This is a genomic window from Xanthomonas phaseoli pv. dieffenbachiae, from assembly GCF_008639345.1.
GTDB classification, from domain to species: Bacteria; Pseudomonadota; Gammaproteobacteria; order Xanthomonadales; family Xanthomonadaceae; genus Xanthomonas; species Xanthomonas phaseoli.
Genome location: NZ_CP041380.1, coordinates 1,269,567 through 1,285,839 on the forward strand (window position 1 = coordinate 1,269,567; position 16,273 = coordinate 1,285,839).

General features: G+C 65.5%; 19 protein-coding genes. 7 read left to right on the forward strand and 12 right to left on the reverse strand.

From position 1 onward, the window contains the following. Positions 1 to 20: 20 nt before the first annotated feature. Genes minE through FLG15_RS05910 form a run of 4 tightly spaced genes read right to left on the reverse strand, consistent with a single transcriptional unit; the run spans position 21 to position 2,475 of the window. The gene (gene minE / locus FLG15_RS05895) at positions 21 to 278 is read right to left on the reverse strand and encodes a cell division topological specificity factor MinE (protein ID WP_003484370.1); all 258 of its coding nucleotides are present in this window, start codon (positions 276 to 278) and stop codon (positions 21 to 23) included. A 2-nt stretch (positions 279 to 280) separates the two neighbouring features. After that, on the reverse strand, positions 281 to 1,090 hold the full coding sequence (minD, locus tag FLG15_RS05900; protein WP_005930297.1) for a septum site-determining protein MinD: 810 nt from the start codon (positions 1,088 to 1,090) through the stop codon (positions 281 to 283). A 35-nt stretch (positions 1,091 to 1,125) separates the two neighbouring features. Then, entirely contained in the window at positions 1,126 to 1,872 is a 747-nt protein-coding gene (gene minC / locus FLG15_RS05905) for a septum site-determining protein MinC (protein WP_057677398.1), read from the reverse strand. A 3-nt stretch (positions 1,873 to 1,875) separates the two neighbouring features. Then, entirely contained in the window at positions 1,876 to 2,475 is a 600-nt protein-coding gene (locus FLG15_RS05910; RefSeq protein ID WP_017156556.1) for a GNAT family N-acetyltransferase, read from the reverse strand. Between the two features lie 233 nt (positions 2,476 to 2,708). Here FLG15_RS05910 and FLG15_RS05920 point away from each other — a divergent pair, with 233 nt between their 5' ends. The 5 genes from FLG15_RS05920 to FLG15_RS05940 all read left to right on the forward strand — a co-directional run bounded on the left by FLG15_RS05920 (position 2,709) and on the right by FLG15_RS05940 (position 7,223). Next, on the forward strand, positions 2,709 to 3,905 hold the full coding sequence (locus FLG15_RS05920) for a sensor histidine kinase (protein WP_005915636.1): 1,197 nt from the start codon (positions 2,709 to 2,711) through the stop codon (positions 3,903 to 3,905). Further along, entirely contained in the window at positions 3,905 to 4,546 is a 642-nt protein-coding gene (locus FLG15_RS05925; protein ID WP_008574699.1) for a response regulator, read from the forward strand. Before FLG15_RS05920 ends, FLG15_RS05925 begins: the two co-directional genes overlap by 1 nt. A gap of 350 nt (positions 4,547 to 4,896) precedes the next feature. Further along, entirely contained in the window at positions 4,897 to 6,078 is a 1,182-nt protein-coding gene (locus tag FLG15_RS05930; RefSeq protein ID WP_017156557.1) for a polyketide cyclase, read from the forward strand. An 81-nt stretch (positions 6,079 to 6,159) separates the two neighbouring features. Then, a complete protein-coding gene (locus tag FLG15_RS05935) occupies positions 6,160 to 6,546 on the forward strand; it encodes a DUF423 domain-containing protein (RefSeq protein ID WP_057677397.1) in 387 nt (128 codons plus the stop codon). A gap of 2 nt (positions 6,547 to 6,548) precedes the next feature. Beyond that, positions 6,549 to 7,223: a DNA-3-methyladenine glycosylase family protein gene (locus tag FLG15_RS05940; RefSeq protein ID WP_033478221.1), complete on the forward strand. Its 675-nt coding sequence runs from the start codon at positions 6,549 to 6,551 to the stop codon at positions 7,221 to 7,223. Positions 7,224 to 7,298: 75 nt separating this feature from the next. Here the strand turns inward: FLG15_RS05940 and FLG15_RS05945 are convergent, their stop codons facing one another. From FLG15_RS05945 to FLG15_RS05960, 4 genes are all read right to left on the reverse strand, one after another. Beyond that, positions 7,299 to 8,096, reverse strand: a complete 798-nt coding sequence (locus FLG15_RS05945; RefSeq protein ID WP_150145676.1) for a M15 family metallopeptidase — start codon at positions 8,094 to 8,096, stop codon at positions 7,299 to 7,301. Between the two features lie 127 nt (positions 8,097 to 8,223). Continuing rightward, positions 8,224 to 8,406, reverse strand: a complete 183-nt coding sequence (locus tag FLG15_RS05950) for a type II toxin-antitoxin system antitoxin (protein WP_017156561.1) — start codon at positions 8,404 to 8,406, stop codon at positions 8,224 to 8,226. Beyond that, positions 8,403 to 8,687 carry a hypothetical protein gene (locus FLG15_RS05955; RefSeq protein ID WP_017156562.1) on the reverse strand — a complete coding sequence of 95 codons (285 nt, stop codon included), beginning with the start codon at positions 8,685 to 8,687 and terminating at the stop codon, positions 8,403 to 8,405. Before FLG15_RS05955 ends, FLG15_RS05950 begins: the two co-directional genes overlap by 4 nt. A 158-nt stretch (positions 8,688 to 8,845) precedes the next feature. Further along, positions 8,846 to 9,715, reverse strand: coding sequence for an SPFH domain-containing protein (locus FLG15_RS05960; RefSeq protein ID WP_017160216.1), 870 nt, complete (start codon positions 9,713 to 9,715; stop codon positions 8,846 to 8,848). Between the two features lie 125 nt (positions 9,716 to 9,840). Here FLG15_RS05960 and purT point away from each other — a divergent pair, with 125 nt between their 5' ends. Then, positions 9,841 to 11,043, forward strand: coding sequence for a formate-dependent phosphoribosylglycinamide formyltransferase (gene purT, locus FLG15_RS05965; protein ID WP_057677394.1), 1,203 nt, complete (start codon positions 9,841 to 9,843; stop codon positions 11,041 to 11,043). Positions 11,044 to 11,308: 265 nt separating this feature from the next. On the opposite strand, the gene FLG15_RS05970 is transcribed toward purT, so the two are convergent. Then, on the reverse strand, positions 11,309 to 12,637 hold the full coding sequence (locus FLG15_RS05970; protein ID WP_057677393.1) for an endonuclease/exonuclease/phosphatase family protein: 1,329 nt from the start codon (positions 12,635 to 12,637) through the stop codon (positions 11,309 to 11,311). Next, entirely contained in the window at positions 12,591 to 13,505 is a 915-nt protein-coding gene (locus FLG15_RS05975) for an arginyltransferase (protein WP_057677392.1), read from the reverse strand. The genes FLG15_RS05970 and FLG15_RS05975 overlap by 47 nt, the downstream gene beginning before the upstream one ends. A 40-nt stretch (positions 13,506 to 13,545) precedes the next feature. Here FLG15_RS05975 and FLG15_RS05980 point away from each other — a divergent pair, with 40 nt between their 5' ends. Beyond that, the gene (locus tag FLG15_RS05980) at positions 13,546 to 14,145 is read left to right on the forward strand and encodes an EF-hand domain-containing protein (protein ID WP_150145678.1); all 600 of its coding nucleotides are present in this window, start codon (positions 13,546 to 13,548) and stop codon (positions 14,143 to 14,145) included. Positions 14,146 to 14,311: 166 nt separating this feature from the next. Here FLG15_RS05980 and FLG15_RS05985 read toward each other — a convergent pair whose 3' ends face one another. Both FLG15_RS05985 and FLG15_RS05990 read right to left on the reverse strand, forming a co-directional pair. After that, a complete protein-coding gene (locus tag FLG15_RS05985; RefSeq protein ID WP_170922301.1) occupies positions 14,312 to 14,797 on the reverse strand; it encodes a hypothetical protein in 486 nt (161 codons plus the stop codon). Positions 14,798 to 15,077: 280 nt separating this feature from the next. Next, positions 15,078 to 16,271, reverse strand: coding sequence for an RNA polymerase sigma factor (locus FLG15_RS05990; RefSeq protein WP_150145680.1), 1,194 nt, complete (start codon positions 16,269 to 16,271; stop codon positions 15,078 to 15,080). Positions 16,272 to 16,273 lie beyond the last annotated feature (2 nt).

Genomic DNA, 16,273 nt, shown 5'->3' on the forward strand with positions numbered 1-16,273 from the left:
CCCGGTGCCGTTCTGGGCGCTTACTTGTCGCCGTCTTCCGGCAGGGCGACCGAGATGTCCAGCACGTCATGCTCGCCGTCCTTGACCAGATCAACCCGCACCGCATCGGCGTCGATGTTGACGTACTTCTTGATCACTTCCAGCAGTTCGCGCTGCATCAGCGGCAGGTAATCCGGCCCGCCGCGATGGTTGCGCTCCTGCGCAATGATGATCTGCAGGCGGTTCTTGGCCGTCTCGGCGGTGTTCTTCTTGCTCTTGAGAAAATCGAGCAGGCCCATGCTTACCCTCCGAACAGCTTGCTGAAGAAGCCTTTCTTCTCCACGGATGTGAATCGCATCGGGCGCTCCTCGCCCATGATGCGGGCGACTGCGTCGTCATACGCCTGGCCGGCCGGGGACTCGGCATCCAGGATCACCGGCTCGCCCTTGTTGGAGGCGTTGAGCACGTCGCCGGATTCGGGAATCACGCCGATCGCCTTCAGGCCGAGCACTTCTTCCACGTCGGTGATGCTGAGCATCTCGCCGCCTTCCACGCGGCCGGGGCTGTAGCGGGTCAGCAACAGGAACGCCGGCACGGCCTTGCCTTCTTCGGCCTTGCGGGTCTTGGAATCGAGCAGGCCGATGATGCGGTCCGAGTCGCGCACCGAAGACACTTCCGGATTGACCACCACCACCGCGCGGTCGGCGAAATACATCGCCAGGAACGCGCCTTTTTCGATACCGGCCGGCGAGTCGCAGACGATGTAGTCGAAGCCGTCGGCGGCCAGGTCCTTGAGCACCTTTTCCACGCCTTCCTGGGTCAGCGCGTCCTTGTCGCGCGTCTGCGAGGCGGCCAGGACGTACAGGTTCTCGAACCGCTTGTCCTTGATCAGCGATTGCTTGAGCGTGGCTTCGCCGTGTACGACATTGACGAAGTCGTACACCACACGCCGCTCGCAGCCCATGATCAGGTCCAGGTTGCGCAAGCCAACGTCGAAGTCGATGACCGCCACCTTCTTGCCGCGTTTGGCCAGCCCGCAAGCCAGGCTTGCGCTGGTGGTGGTCTTGCCGACGCCGCCCTTGCCGGAGGTGACTACGATGATTTCAGCCAAAGGATTTCTCCGAATATTTCTGTGGTTGGGCCGCGTCAATCAAGCGCAGCGATCTTGATCTGATCCTGCTCCAGCCAGACCTGGACGGCCTTGCCACGCAGGTCCATGGGAACATCGTCCAGCACCTTGTAGTGGCCAGCGATGGCAACCAGTTCGGCGTGGAAGTCGCGGCAGAAGATGCGCGCGTCGGGGTTGCCCTGCGCGCCGGCCAGAGCGCGGCCACGCAGGGTACCGTAGATGTGGATGCTGCCGTCGGCGATGACCTCGGCCCCGGCACCGACCGTACTGAGTACGGTCAGGTCGCAGTTCTCCGCGTACAGCTGCTGACCCGAACGCACCGCGGTGCGCTGCATCCGGCCCGGAGCCGGTCGCGCGGCCGGCGGCGCGGGTTCGGCACGTGCGGGCGGCGGCGGTGGCGGCGGCGGACTGACCGCGCTCGGCTCGTACTGCGCGCGAAACTTGGCCAGCAGCGGCACGCCCAACTGCTGGGACAGCAGGTCGATCTCGCTGGTGCCGTAGGCCAGCGCCACCGGCAGCACGCCGGCATCGCGCAGACCTTCCAGCAGGGACTTGGCCGTGGCCAGGTCCGGCACCTGCGACAGCCCGCCGAAATCCAGGATCACCGCCGCACGGCCGAACAACTTGGGCGCGCGGCTCACGCGCTCGCGCATTTCCTGCACCAGCCGCGGCACATCCAGCGTCCGCACGCGCAGGTTGGCAATACCTACCTGGCCGATCTTCAGTTCGCCGGCCTGCTCAAAATCCACATTCACACTTGCCACAACTCAGCTCCCCGTCGATGGGCTAGCGGTGGTGGCGGCATGACGCGGCCGGCCCACCCACGGCAAGTGGTCGGGCAACTTGCCGCCATAGGTCTCCTTGACCCACCGATAGCTGCACATGTCTTTCATCAGCATGCTGGCGCGCACTTCCACGTCGGGCATGGTGTTCTGGCCAACCTCACGGAAGCCGAAGCTGCCATGGAACAGCAAGGCCGCATCTGCGCCATGGTCCAGAAACACCTCGCACGCCAGCTGCGGGTAACGCAGCTCGGTATAGCTCTGCACATCGGCATAGAACGCCCGCCCGACGCCACCGCCGCGGCGGCGGCTGGCGACCACGATGCGGTCGATATAGAAGAATTCCGGGTGGCGGTCCCGAAACCAGGCGAAATTGCTGCTGTCGTGCGCACTGCCGCTTCCGAAACCGACCAGAAACCCGGCCAGGTTGCCGTCGCGCTCGGCGACGCGGAAATATTCGGCCTGCGCGTAGAAACGTTGCAGCTTGGTTGAATCCAGCGGCAGGATCGCCAGTCCGGCATTGTTGTTCAGGGCCAGGACGGAATCGAGCTCGTGCTCGCGCACGTCGCGGATGACGATCGACATTGGGACTCCGTGGGGTAACGCCTCGACCCGAAATCGGATCTGCGTCGGATTATTACATGCGGGGCCTGAAGCGGCGACCCGCCACGTGCGATCGGCCGGCGCGCGGCAGGTGCCGGCATGCAACGGCGCGTCGGCACAGGCGCGGTGCGGGCCGGCATCCGCAATCCTTGCACGCCGGCATGCATGACTTCCGGCAAGAGGGCAGCGCGGTCGCTTACGCCTAAGATGCGGACATGTTGGGATACCTCAGTCATACGCGCGTCCTGCGCTTCGCCGGCCTGTTCACCTGGGCGATGATCGTCATGCCCCTGGTGTACACGTACTGGCCGCCGGCCGAAGAGGGCGACCACCGCAGCGTGGCCGAGGCGGTGATGATGTCGGCATTCTTCATCGGCTTCGGCGCCAGCTACTTCTGGTTGACCCGCGGCTTGAACAGCGGCGGCCACGCGCACTGGTACGACCGGCTGATCCTGTTGCTGCTCACCATCTGCGCGCTGGCGGTGAGCTATCTGAGCGGAACCGGGCTCGGCAGCATCCTGATGATGGTGGCGGCCGGGGTGATCCCGTGGCTGCTGCCGCTGCGCGTGGGCGTGCTGTGGTTGGTGCTGAGCCAGCTGGCGGTGCTGCCGGTGTTCTACTACCTGCGCCCGGACTTCACCCTGTTCGCGGCGTTGATGCAGTCGCTGTTGTACGGCGGCTTTTCGATGTTCATCTTCGTCACCAGCCTGGTGGCCCGCCAACAGACCGATGCGCGCGAAGAGCAACGCCGGCTCAATGCCGAATTGCGCGCCACCCGCGCGTTGCTGGCCGAGAGCGCGCGCATCAACGAGCGCACCCGTATCTCGCGCGAGCTGCACGATCTGCTGGGCCATCACCTCACCGCGCTCAGTCTCAACCTCGAAGTGGCCGGTCACATCACCGAGGGGCAGGCCCAGGAGCATGTGCGCCAGGCGCACACGCTGGCCAAGTTGTTGCTCACCGATGTGCGCGAGGCGGTCAGCCATCTGCGCGACAGCGGTGCGATCGACCTGGAAGCGGCGCTGCGCCCGCTGGTCACCCAGGTGCCGTCGTTGGATATCCATCTGGACATCGCCCAGCCGCTGACCCTGGACGACCCCGAGCGCGCCCACGTGCTGCTGCGCTGCACCCAGGAAATCATCACCAATGCGGTGCGCCACGCCGGCGCGCGCAACCTGTGGATCCAGGTGCGCCGCGATGCCGATACGGTGCTGATCGACGCCCGCGACGACGGCCACGGCGCCGATGCGGTCGCGCCCGGCAACGGGCTGCGCGGCATGCGCGAGCGGTTGAACCAGTATGGTGGGCAGCTCGAAATTCAAACCCGGCGGGGTGACGGCTTTGGCCTACGCATCGCTGTTCCAGGCGCGCCGGCACTGATGCCTGCGGCCGTGACTCAAGGAGTGTTGTGATGATCCGTGTGTGCCTGGTCGACGATCAAACCCTGGTGCGCCAGGGGATCCGCTCGCTGTTGGCGCTGGACGACGGCATCGAGGTAGTGGCCGAGGCCTCCGACGGCAAGCAGGCGGTGGAGCAGATTCCGCAGATCCAGCCGGACGTGGTGCTGATGGACATGCGCATGCCGGTGATGTCCGGGCTGGAAGCGCTGCAGATGCTCTCGCGCAACGGCACCCTGCCGCCGACCATCATCCTGACCACCTTCGACGACGACCAATTGGTATTGGCCGGGCTCAAGGCCGGCGCCAAGGGCTACCTGCTCAAGGACGTCTCGCTGGAACAACTGGTCGGCGCCATCCGCACCGTCGCCGAAGGTGGTTCGCTGGTGCAGCCGGCAGTGACCCAGCGCCTGCTCTCGGGCCTGGAGCACATGCGCAACGAGTTCGTTAGCCTGGACCGGCCCGATCCGCTCACCGACCGCGAGACCGAGATCCTGCGGCTGATGGCGAGCGGGTTCTCCAACAAGGAAATCGCCAACTCGCTGGGTGTGGCCGAAGGCACCATCAAGAATCACGTCTCCAACATCCTCTCCAAGCTCGGCGTACGCGACCGCACCCGCGCGGTGCTGAAGGCGTTCGAGCTGCAGTTGGTGTGAGATCGGCGCCGCACCGCCAAGCTCGACGCCGCGCCGGCCTGCAGCAAGGGCGGAGCTCGCATTCAGGACGCTGCAGCGCCGGTGGGACTGCCAGACGGGCGGCCCGGTGCCGCCTGGCAGCTGCAACATCACACGCACGCAGCACGTGATGTGCATGATAGCGGCGCGCAATCGCCCAAACCCTTGTGCAGGTTGGGATTGCGCATCCCCTACGCGCTGCGTTGCGCGGTGAATGACACCGCAAGACCGCGCTACCCGTCGCACAACTGAACATCTTTCTCGAAGCCTGCTAGGATGGTGGCTTCGCTTCACTCAACCCGGCCGTGGGATCGGCCCCGGAGACCTCCTGAATGACCCGTATTATCGAGTTCCTGATCGCCTTGGGGATCGTGGCTGGCTTGTTTGTCGTGGTGGGCTTGGTGTTGCCCTCGGAGCGGCAGATGTCCGAGAGTGTTGAGACCAACCGCAGGATGACGATTGTTTACGACACCGTGAACAGCTTCCGTCGTTTCAAGGATTGGAACCCGCTTGTGCTGCGTGACCCGAAGATCCAGCTGAAGCTGGCCGGCCCGGAAGAGGGCAAGGGTGCACGCGTCGAATACAGCTCCACCGAGGGCTATATCGGCAACGGCAGCTGGGAGATCAAAAACAGCGTCAAGAACGAGCGTGTCGAGATCGCGATCGAAGATCCCACCAAGGGCTACGACAAGGTCACCAATTTCACCCTGGTGCCGACCGGCAAGAACAACAAGAACGTCAAGATCACCCAGGATTACAGCGTCAAGTACGGCTGGAACCTGTTCGGTCGCTATGCCGGTCTGTACGTCAGCCGCCACGTGGGCGACGACCTGAAGCTGGGTCTGTCGCGTCTGGCGACCGCGCTGGCCACCGTGCCGAACTTCGACTACCGCGCCGAGCTTGACGGCAAGCCGGTGTTGAGCGACCTGAAGATCGTCGATGTGCCGGCCGAGGACCTGTTGGTCGTCACCGCGGGCAACATCGATCGTGACAACGAGACGATCAAGAAGTCGATCAAGGACAACCAGGAGTGGATCAAGCGCGTGATGGATTCCAACGGCCTTGAAGCGGTTGGTCCGGTGCGCATCGTGACCACCGACTTTGCGTCCGACAAGTACGCCTTCGACGTGGTGCAGCCGGTGCGCAAGCGCGCTGGTGGCGCTCCGAAGACCGACGCCAAGGCCGACACTGCCAAGACCGACGCCAAGAAGGACGACGCGGCTGGCGCGGCACCTGCCGATGCAACCCCGGTGGCTGCGACCGGCGACGAGCTGAAGCTCAACATTCCGTCCGAAGCACCGGTGAAGTACCAGCGGGTTCCGGCGCACCGTTCGGCGTTTGCGACCTACGCAGGCCATATGGCCGGTCTGGACGCAGTGCGTAACTCGTTGCGTGCCTGGGCTGCCACCAGTGGCATGGACGTGACCGATCGTCCGTACGAAGCCTGGAAGGGTGGCGTGGACAAGTCGTTCACCCAGGACGGTACGTACGACGTCTACTGGGCCATCAAGTAATCGTCTCACCGCGATGAGCTGATCCAGACGAAAACGCGCCGCAGACTTGCGGCGCGTTTTTTTTTGCGCTGCGGCGCTGCTATGGAAGTTGCCTGCATGTCTTTGCTTGATCGTCGCAAGAAACACCCCTCGCTGCTGGCGTTCTGCGGTGGCCTGTTGGCGGCCATTGCCGTCGGTCTATCGGCCTATGCCTCGCACGGCGTTGCCGATGCGGTGGTGCAGTCGCGGCTGCAGCTGGCGTCCTTGTACGCATTCGGCCATGGCGCGGTCCTCACCGTGCTGGGCGCCACCGAAACGCGCGCGCTGGGCAGGGTGGGCTTGTACCTGTTGTTGCTCGGCACCTTGCTGTTTACCGGTAGCCTGGTCGGGGGCGCGCTGCTGCAGTGGCCGACCACCCTGGCGCCGGTCGGCGGAGTTGGCCTGATGCTGGGCTGGGTGGTGCTGGCCATCGGTGCGTTGAGGCGCTGAGCATGCCGCGCCATGCCCGCGGATTCGATGTGGAGGCTGCGTTCGCGTACCTGTCCCGGCGCGATCGCGCGCTGGGCGCGTGGATGAAGCGCATTGGCCCGATCGCCCCGCAACCAGGGTGGCACAAACCCTTCGATCCGGTGGATGCGCTGGCACGCGCCATCCTGTTTCAGCAACTCAGCGGCAAGGCGGCGTCGACCATCGTGGCGCGGGTGGAAGTGGCGATCGGCGCGCAGCGGCTGCATGCGGACACCCTCGGCCGTATCGACGATGCGGCACTGCGTGCCTGCGGCGTTTCCGGCAACAAGGCGCTCGCGCTGCGCGATCTGGCGCGGCGCGAAAGCGAAGGCGAGATTCCCTCGCTGCGCAGACTCGCTTTCATGGACGAGGACGCCATCGTGCAGGCGCTGGTGCCGGTGCGCGGCATCGGCCGCTGGACGGTGGAAATGATGCTGATGTTCCGCCTGGGCCGCCCGGATCTGTTGCCCATCGACGACCTGGGCGTGCGCAAAGGGGCGCAGCGCGTGGACAAGCAGGAGCAGATGCCTACGCCCAAGGACTTGGCTGCTCGCGGCGAACGCTGGGGCCCGTACCGCACCTATGCCGCGTTCTATCTGTGGAAGATTGCCGACTTCAGTGTGGCGACCAAGGTGCCGACACCGCGTTCGCAGGAGTAGGGCGCTCGCACGCGGGTCAGACGCGACGGGCGGTAATCTCCAGCCGCGCTACGTGGCGTATGAGGTTCGGCCGGCTCATCTGGCCGACCAACGCCAATGCCACGGTTCGTAGACGATGCCATGCGGGTTGTTGCGTGGATAACTCAGGCGGTAGCCGAACGCGTGCGTGTGGCTGCACAACCAGGCGAATGCGGGCGTGGCTTCGAAGGACTCTTCGGCCGGCGGCTCGCCCGGTGTGCCCAGGTCCAGTGCGTCGCCGCTGTGGTGTTCGCTGAAACCCGGCGCCGCGTTGACCGTGAGGATCTGCTCCAGGGTGAGCCCGTGCGCGAACTTGCGCTCGAAGATGCCCAGTTGGTAGTCGTGGCTGCGGTAGCCGGAAATCGCATCGAGCACGATGTCTGCGCGCAGCGCAGCCGCACGCATCCGTCGCCATGCGCGTGCAGCACCAGCGCTGAGCCATAACGGACGGCCGAAGCGATCGCGTCCGGCAAACTGCAGTGCAGCCGGTTCGGCGATCAACTGCAGGCCCGTCCGTTGCACGTAGTCGTCGGCGACGAGCCCGAGCTGGCTCAGCCGGCGCTGCAATCCGTCGATCGCCAGCGTATCGTCGTGTACCTGGCCGTTGCGGCCGGTTGCGCTCTGCAGACGGTCCAATGCTTCGTCCAGGCCAGGCTCGCGTGCCAGCCGCGGGATCAGCGGCATCAGACCCTGCGGAAGATGTGCAGCCAGATAGCGCCCATCGCGTTTGCGTCGCAATAGCCAGTCGGCCTGTGCCAGCACACGCGCATCCGCATTGCCGCGCGCGCGCAGCAGATCGGCCGGCCACAGCTCGATCGCGCTGGTATTGAGGAGTGCACGTTGAGGATGATGCATCTACGCAGCTTAGCGTTTGCCAGGTGAGTGCTGCCAGTCCAGCCGGGCGCTGTGACCACGCGCCAAGCCACACGCACGAACCGCTATACCGCTGCGCAGGCGCGTCCGGAAGATCGACGGCGCGTGATCAATTTTCGGATGTTTCTTTTCCGCCCTGCGGCTTCGGTAGCCGGCCAGCCTTGCGTAACGCATCGCGCAGCACGTACTCGATCTGCGCATTGAGGCTGCGCAATTCGTCGTCGGCCCAGCGCTGCACGGCGGCCAACACATCGGCATTGATACGCAGTGGGTAGGCTTTTTTTTCGCTCATTTGCCGTCTCTGCGGCCGCCGTGACGGCGCAGGTGCATCAGCATCGACACGATCAACGCGTTGACGCCGACGAGCATGCCGATCACCACCGCATAGATACCGGCGCGGTTGTCGCCGGCCCAGTACAGGCACGCAGCGCCGACCAGGATCACCAGGCTGATCAGCGCCCAGCGCAGGCCCAGGCCGCGTGCGCGGTCGTCGTCGTCCGCGCCGATGGACGCGGCGATGGCCAGCGCGGGCAAGCCGGAAAGCGCAACCACCAGGGGCACCATGATATTCATCGGATCGATCTCGGAGTGGCTGATGCAACAGAAGCAAGTCGTCGCCAGGGCGGGCATGGAGGGTGCGCCCACACGCGCAGTGTACGAGTGGCGCATGCCGATGCCGAACCGTGGCTGCGCCCGGACGGCAGTGAGCGCAGCTGTTTTATCGGTTGCCCTCAATACAGCGAGCCGGCGTTGACCACCGGTTGGGTCCCGCGATCGGAACACAACACGGTGAGCAGGTTGCTGACCATATGCGCCTTGCGCTCTTCGTCCAGTTGCACCACGCCATTCTTCTGCAACTCCGACAGCGCCATTTCGACCATCCCGACAGCGCCGGCGACGATGCGCGAGCGTGCTGCGATCACCGCATTGGCCTGCTGGCGCTGCAGCATGGCCTGGGCGATTTCCGGCGCATAGGCGAGGTGGCTGATGCGCGCCTCGATCACGTCCACGCCGGCCTGGGTCAGGCGCTCGTCCAGATGGCGCTTGAGCTGCTCGCTGATTTCCGCCGGATGGCTGCGCAGCGAAATCTGGCCGTCTTCGTGCTGGTCGTACGGATAGCTGGTCGCCATCGCGCGCAGCGCCGCTTCGGACTGGATATGCACGAAGCTCTCGTAGTCGTCGACGTTGTAGACCGCTTCGGAGGCATCCAGCACCTGCCAGACGATCACCGCCGCGATTTCGATCGGGCTCCCATCCAGCTCGTTGACCTTGAGTCGTCCGCTTTCGAAATTGCGCACGCGCTGGCTGACGCGACGCTTGGCGTAGAACGGCACATTCCAGCGCAGGCCGGCGTCCTTGACGGTCCCGACGTACTTGCCGAACAGGCTCAATACCGCGGCCTGGTTGGGCTCCAGCGTATACAGGCCGGCCAACATGAAAATGCACGCCGCCGCGACCAGCACTGCAGCGACGAACGCGCCTGGCGTGACGCTGGTGCCGGCCATCATTGTCAGCACGTACCAGCCGGCACCGAGGAGGCCGGCGCCTGCAACGAGGACGACAGGAATGCCGGGTAACGAACCAATCGGCTTCTCTTTCATGAGCGCGAGTCCTTATGGAGTGGTAAAAAGATATCAATGTGATATCATTTAAACAACTGCCGTTCGTCGGCGTGGCAGCGGGCAACCGTTAGAATGGCGGCCCCCTCTCGCTCTGGATCGCGCTCATGACCACTCTCGGCACGCCGTTATCGCCTTCTGCCACCCGCGTGTTGTTGCTGGGCTCAGGCGAACTGGGCAAGGAAGTGGCGATCGAGCTGCAGCGTTTCGGTGTGGAAGTGATCGCAGCCGACCGCTATGCCAATGCACCGGCAATGCAGGTGGCGCACCGCTCGCATGTGCTGGACATGCTCGACCCCGCCGCATTGCGCGCGCTGATCGCCAGCGAGCAGCCGCATCTGATCGTGCCGGAGATCGAGGCGATCCATACCGAGACCCTGGTGGCGCTGGAACGCGAGCAAGGCCAAAAGGTCATCCCGACCGCGCGTGCCGCCCGCCTGACCATGGACCGCGAAGGCATTCGCCGCCTGGCCGCCGAAACGCTGGGCTTGCCGACCTCGCCGTATCGCTTTGTCGATACCGTCGAGGAGTATCGCGATGCAATCGCCGCGGTGGGCTTGCCATGCGTGGTCAAGCCGGTGATGTCGTCCTCGGGCAAGGGCCAGAGCACCCTGCGTAGCGAGGCCGATATCGATGCGGCGTGGGCGTATGCGCAGACCGGCGGGCGTGCCGGTGCCGGTCGCTGCATCGTCGAAGGCTTCATCGATTTCGATTACGAAATTACCTTGCTCACCGTGCGGCATGCCGGCGGCACCTCGTACTGCGACCCCATCGGGCATTGGCAGCAGGACGGCGACTACCGCGAAAGCTGGCAGCCGCAGCCGATGTCGGCCGCTGCGTTGCGCCGCTCGCAGCAGATCGCCAAGGCCATCACCGACGAGCTCGGCGGCTGGGGCCTGTTCGGCGTGGAGTTGTTCGTCAAGGGCGACGAGGTGTGGTTCAGCGAAGTCTCGCCGCGCCCGCACGACACCGGCCTGGTCACGCTGGTCTCGCAGGAACTGAGCGAATTCGCGCTGCACGCCCGCGCCATCCTTGGCCTGCCGGTGGGCGCGCAGGACGGCGGCGTGATCCGTCAGGCCGGCCCTTCGGCGTCGTGCGCGTTGCTGGCGCACGGCAATGGCGTGCCGGTGTTCGATAACGTGGCCGAGGCACTGCGCGACCCGGACACCGCACTGCGCCTGTTCGGCAAGCCGCGCGTGGACGGCCATCGCCGCGTCGGCGTCACCCTGGCGCGTGCGGACAGCATCGATGCCGCGCGTGAGAAGGCGCGCGTCGCTGCTGCGGCGTTGACGATCCAGCTGCAGGCCTGAGCGGCGTAGGTCAGACGCAGTGCTGCGCACGGCTGCATTGCGTCGACTCGGCAAGGGCGCTCGGGATTGATGCGGACGTCTTCCCGAGGATGCCTGACGCAGCTGATTGATTGCCCCTGGTGACGCCACGTCGTCGGTCACCGCAAGCAGCACGGCGCCCGACGAGCTGCTCGTGCGTGGATCTTTTTCCAGCCGGGTGCCGAGACCGCAGATGGGCAAGCAACTCGCTGCTCCGAATCCCTAATCCCAACTCCCCAACCCCCCGCTACTCCGCCACATCCACCCACACCGCATGATGGTCGCTGCCATCGGCAATCGCCGCCTCCGGCGCGTTGCTGGCCGGCCAGAAAATGCCGCTGCCGATCAGGGTGAACTGGTGCGATGGCAGCACGTAGTCCAGGCGCATGGTGCCGGCCTGCGGGCCGAAGTCGCCGGTGACCTGGTGCGGGTCGCCGCTGTGGGCGATGCCCAACGCGGCGTATTCGGCGGTTTTTTCCGGGCCGCCATCGCTGCGCGGGGTGGGGTACTGCAGCACGCGCGGGTGGTTGATCAAGGCGCGGATCGCCTCATGGCGGCCGGCGCCATCGACCGGGTCGTTGTTCAGATCGCCCAGGATGACGAAGCGCGCATCGGCAGCCAAGCCGCCGCAGCCGCCCTTGTCGTCGCAGAGCCAGCGTTGGCTTTCGGGTGCGTTGTCCAGGTAGGCGCGCCACAACTGCAGCTCGTCGTGGTTGCGCGCGGCGTTGCGTTTCTCGGCACCGTCGAACACCGGTGGGGTGGGGTGCGACACCAGCGCATGCACGACACCCACCGGCGTGCGCACCGGCACATCCCAATGCGATTTGGACGACAGCCGCAGCTGTGCCCAGATGGCATCGCTGTAGTACGACGTCTTGCTGGCCGGATCGATCGGCCGCAGCGCGCCAGGTAGCGCGCTCCACTTCAGCAACTGGAAGCTCCGCACCGCCTGCGCATCGATCGGGTAGCGCGACAACACCAGCATGCCGTACTGGCCAGGATGCAGCCCGTAGCCCCACGCGTCGTTGCCACGCGCGCGGCCTTCGCCGCCGGCGCTGCCGTTGTTGTCCAGATCCAGGCCGCTCGGCACGCCGGTATTGACCGGTGCCAGATAGCGGTACGGATAACGCAACGCCTCGCCGCCGCCCGGCTGGGCCACTTGCAGATAGCGTTGCTGGAACAGATCGGCAGCACGGTGTTCCGGGTCGAAGTCGAACTCGTTGAGCAGCACCAGGTCCGGGCGCACGCGCTGCAGTACCGCAGCGATCTTGCGCGCATGCGCGCTGTCGCCCTGCAGCTCGCGTATCAGGCCGCCGGCCTCGTCCGAATACAGCGAGGTGTTGTAGGTGGCGATGCGCAGCTGTGCCGCGGCCGGCCGGGCGGCGAGGGTGTCGGTCTGCATCGTGGGCGAGGGCGCGGGGTGGGCGCAGGCCGCGCACAGGGCGGTCAGCGTGAGCAGCAGGAAAGGTTTGATCATTGCGAGATTCTCGCATGCGGGATGCGACACGCCGATGTCGCAATCCGGCGGTTCAGTCGGCCGATGCGTGGGCGGGCAAGCCGCGCCAGTGGCGGCCATCGTAGGCTTCCAGTGCACTGAAGCGGCGCTTGTAGTTCATTTTCGCGTGGCCATTGATCCAGTACCCCAGATACAGGTGCGCGCGTCGCTCGCGTTGCGCCCACTGGATCTGCTGCAGGATCGCGAACGTGCCCAGGCTGCGCGCTGCCGCCTCCGGCGCGTAGAACGTGTAGACCGCCGACAACGCATGCTCGGTGACATCGGTCACTGCAACCGCCAGCAGCCGGCCGGGCAGGTGCGCGATGGCCGGTTCGCGGATCTCCAGAAAGCGCCCGTGCGACCAGCCGCCGATCAGGAACTGGTCGAATTCGGTGGCGCCATGTTCGTCCATGCCGCCGCCGGGATGCCGGTGCTTGAGGTACTGGCGATAGAGCGCCAGTTGTTCGTCGGTGCGCTCGGCGGCCACCACGCGGACCACCAGATCCTGGTTGCGCGCCAGGCAACGGCGTTGGCTGCGGTCTGGATGGAACGCATCCACCGCGATGCGTACCGGCACGCAGGCACGGCACCGTTCGCAGTGCGGCCGGTAGACCAGGTCGCCGGAGCGACGGAACCCCCATGCCAGCGCTTGCGGATAAATCGCCCCCAGGCGCGGATCGTGCGGGTCCAGCACCAGATCGCGCGCCTGCCGGTCGGACCAATAGCCACAGGCATGCTCGCCGGTCTGGAACAGGCGCAGGTCGTCGTGGGTGTCGGCATGGATGGCCATGGCCGAAGGATAGCGCCTGCGCGTCGCAGCAGCGGCGACTGTCCGCCGGATGAATACGTCCGGCCTGGGCGTCAACGCGCGCAGCGATGGCTCGTTGATGAGGGTGTTGGTGGCAGCGCACGGATGATCCGCACGCACCACCCACGCGATGCGGCCCATGCAGGTGCCGCGTGTGGTTCCTATCTTCCAGGAGTGTCTCATGACGTCACGCAAACCCTTTCTCGCCCTGGCCGTGCTGGCCGCGCTGTCCGCTGGCACCGCATTCGCCGCCACCGTGCCGGCTCCCGGCGATGCGCCGCGGCCTGCCAAGCTCGACAAGAGCGGCGATGGCGTGATCGACCGCAGCGAAGCGGCTGCCGATCCGACGCTGGCCGCGCAGTTCGATACGTTGGACACCAACAAGGACGGCAAGCTGTCGCGCGACGAGCGCCCGCATCATCGTGGCCCTGGGCGCGATGGGCGCGGCGGACGTGGCGAATGGATGGCCAAGCTCGATACCAACAAGGATGGCCGTATCAGCCGCGAAGAAGCCAAGGCCGACCCCAAGTTCGCTGCACGCTTCGACCAGATGGATCTCAACAAGGACGGCTTCGTCGACCGTGCCGACCGTGAGTTGCGCATGCAGCAGCATCGCGACGCGTGGTTTGCCAAGGCCGATACCGACAAGGACGGCAAGCTGAGCAAGGCCGAGTTCGATGCCGCGTCCAAGTGGCGTGGCGGGCACGGACCGGGTGGGATGGGCAGGCACGGCGACGATGGCAAGCCGGCACCGGCCGCCGCACCTGCGACGAACCGCTGAGGCATCGCCGACTGCGGCACTCGTTGCGTATTGGCGAGTGCCGCTTGGGTGAGTGGTGGGTTCACCAGTTGTTTGCAGTACGTAACAAGGCGCCGATCGACCGCGCCCTTCCGCCTGGCGGGAGGGCGCTTGCGTTTGGGACAGACGCTGAGCGCGGGCACAACGCTCAGTCGTGCTTCCACGAGGTGGGAACCGGATTGGAGACGGTGTTTTTCTCCAGCGTGTAGGTGCCGTTCTGCTGCGCGATCGCTTCGCCGGTGTCGACGATGGCGTTCTGGATGAAGACATTCTGCTGCTCGCCGCGCACGAAGGTCAGCTGGTGGAACGCGGTCTTGTTGCCCCAGTCTTCCGAGGGCAGGGAGATGAACCGGATGGTGTAGGTCTGGTCGTCGAATGTTCCCTGCAGGACATAGACGCCGTAATGGTTTTCGCCCTGGGAAATGATTTTGTACATGCCGTTGCTGAAATAATAGATTTCCGCGTCGGGGAACGGCTTCTTGTCGTAGAGCTTGCGGTAGTGAAGCACCTGCTTGAAGGTGGGTGCTCCGAAACTCACCGACAGCGTCTTGCCATCGGGGGACTTGGTGAGTCCGTCCGCATGCGCGCTCATGCTGACCATCATCAGCAGACTGGTGAACAGACTTGCCTTCACTTCATGACTCCGTGGTCTGGTTGAATCCTGCCTGCTTATAGCAGCGCGGGCGTTGCCCGATGACAGCGATGGTCGGATACGAATCCATCACTTCGGATCATGGAGCGTGGCTCGCCGCGCGCCTCCCCTCGCACGCAGACCACATTGAGCCGGATCCATCGCGCACGCCACCAGGTTGCCGTATGCAGTTGTCGCGTCGGCGTGCGCTTGGCTCGGCGTCGGCGTGTCATCGTCTTGGAAAAGTTTGCCGCTGCCGAACCAGCGGTGATATCCGGTCGGCTCAGAGCATTCCTGACTGCATGTAGTGCCGCACGACGGGCACAATGACAGCCGCAGTGCTCACCAGCATCGCGCCGGGACTGAACATGCAGCGGTACAACAGCGGCGCCCGGGTGGCGCCGTGTCTGCGCGCATCGCGTTCGAGCATGGGGCGCATGACGCGTGGCAGGATGCGCAGGGATTGATAGTTGAGTACCGCCATGCCTGCGCACAGCGTCAGAACCGATACCCACGCGCCTGCGTGCAGGTATTTCAGCACCAACGTGCTGCCGCATACCAGCACCGAGGTCAGCGTGGTGACGTGCACGAACCGACGGATCGCCGCTGCCTCGCTGGCGGTCTGTGCGAAGCGCAGCAGGTACCAGTACGTCCAGTAGGTACCGATCCCGGCAACCAGCACCGCGCACGCAGCGAACAGTGCCGGCATGCCGAGCCAGAGGCTGAGCGCGCCAGCGGCGCCGCCCCCACCCAGCGCCGAGCCGCTCAACCCGCTCGCGCCCAGTTTTCCCGCGCCTCCGATGCCCGTCAGCACAACCGCCGCGCTAGCCTTGCCCGGCGCGCCCAACAGGCTGGCCGAGCTCACTGCGCTGGCGAATGCCATGCCGGGTGCGCTGCGACGCGCGAACTCGCCGAACCGGCGCAGCAGCTCGCTGCGTACGCTGGCACGTGCGCGCGACAGGCGCTTGCGTACTGCTGCATCGCTGAGCCCAAGCAGCGAGGCAACCTGTTGCGAGCTCTGGCCTTCGCGGTAATACAACAGCAGCGTTTCGCGACTTTCTTCCGGCAATGCAGAAATGATGTCGAGCGCGGCGATCTCTTCTTCCACCTGCAGCAACTGCTCGGCGGGCGAGGGCGCCGGGTCGGCGGCCATCGCAATGGCAAGCTCGGCCGCTTCACCACTGAGCGCGCGATGGCGGTTGGCGCGCAGCCAGTCGCGCGCCAGGTTGCGGGTGATCTGGCGCAGCCAGGGCAGGAAGCTGGCCGGCTGATGCAGTTGCGCCAGCCGCTGCCAGGCACGCAGGAAGGCCTCCTGGGCAATGTCTTCGCTGGCTGCGATGTCGCGGGTGATCGCCAGCGCGATCGCAGTCACCGTGTTCTGGCACGCAAGCACGATGCGCCCGTAAGCCTGCTGGCAGCCAGCCGCGGCGCTGGGCAGGTCGCGTTGCAACATCAGATTCAGCGTGTCGGCGTTCATCG